We start from the raw sequence: 1,289 nt of genomic DNA, 5'->3' as shown, positions 1-1,289 counted from the left end.
CCCCCAACAAGCTGCAGCTGGCGCAGCGTGCCGCCACGCTTGCGCGCGTGCGCCACAAGGCCCTCGGCGTCGCCGGCTTTACCGCGGGCGAAGCCGGGATGGAGCCCTGGCTGGCCGTGGGCGGCAACGACGAGCAGCGCCAGGACTGGAACCGGCTGCTCGAACTGACCCGCGCAGCAAAGGAACTCAACCGCGTCAACGGCATGCTCGTCAACCGCCAGCTGGGCCAGGCCCAGGCGGCGCTGGGCGCCCTGCGCGGGACGGGCAGCGGCGCCGGCGTCTACGGGCCAGGCGGACAGACCGTGTCGACGGGACCGTCGCGACGGTTTGTAGTCGGATAAGCATTTTCCCTGCTCTACCGGGATTTGAACGCGTGGGCGGACGAGCCGCCCACCCTACCGGTAGGGTGGACAGCTGTGCTGTCCACGCGTTCAACACAATTCAACCGACCGTCATTCCTCGCGCCGCCTGTTCGGCAAACATTCGCTCGATCTGCTCCGGCCACACGGGCGGACTGAAATAATAGCCCTGGATTTCGTCGCACCCATTGTCGCGTAGGAACGCCACCTGCTCGGCCGTCTCGACACCTTCCGCCACCGCCTCCAGGTTCAGCGTATGCGCCAGCGCGATGATGGCGCGCGCGATGGCCGCGTCGTTCGGATCGGCCGTCACGTCGCTCACGAAGGAGCGGTCGATCTTCAGCACGTCGATGGGAAAGCGCTTCAGGTAGCTGAGCGATGAATAGCCGGTACCGAAGTCGTCGATCGACAGCGCCACACCCAGCGCCTTCAGCGAGCGCAGCACGTCCGCCGCCTCGCCCGTGTCGCGCATCACCGTGCTTTCCGTGATCTCGATCTCCAGGCAGGCCGGCGGCAGGCCGCTGCGCTCCAGCGCGGCCTGGACGCGTTGCGCCAGGCCGGCCTGCTGGAACTGGCGCGCCGACAGGTTGACGGACACGCTCAGCGGCGGCAACCCCTGCGCGCGCCAGGCGGCCGCGCGCGCGCAGGCTTCGTCCAGCACCCACATGTCGATATCGTCGATCAGGCCCGTCTCCTCGGCCAGCGGAATGAAACGCGCCGGCGACACGAGGCCCAGCACCGGATGACGCCAGCGCACGAGGGCTTCCACGCCGAGCACGGCGCCGCTGGCCAGCTCGACGCGCGGCTGGTATTGCAGCGCGAACTGGTTGCGCTCGATCGCATGGCGCAGCAGCGCTTCCAGGTCGACCCGCTCGCGGATCGCCGCCGCCATCGCATCCGTGTGGAAGCGGTAGCGCGCGGGACCTTCGG

At 68.9% G+C, this 1,289-nt stretch carries 2 protein-coding genes; one reads left to right on the top strand and one right to left on the bottom strand.

Annotated elements, in window-relative coordinates:
* Positions 1-341: flagella synthesis protein FlgN (locus tag AC1DYX_RS31250; protein WP_477266118.1), on the top strand; the 341-nt coding region annotated here is incomplete at its 5' end.
* Positions 342-441: 100 nt separating this feature from the next.
* On the opposite strand, the gene AC1DYX_RS31245 is transcribed toward AC1DYX_RS31250, so the two are convergent.
* Positions 442-1,289: putative bifunctional diguanylate cyclase/phosphodiesterase (locus AC1DYX_RS31245; protein WP_477266116.1), on the bottom strand; the 848-nt coding region annotated here is incomplete at its 5' end.

Source organism: Massilia sp. P2_C2, from assembly GCF_056404615.1.
Note: the sequence above shows the minus strand (reverse complement) of the source record. Positions and strands in the feature narration are given on the sequence as shown.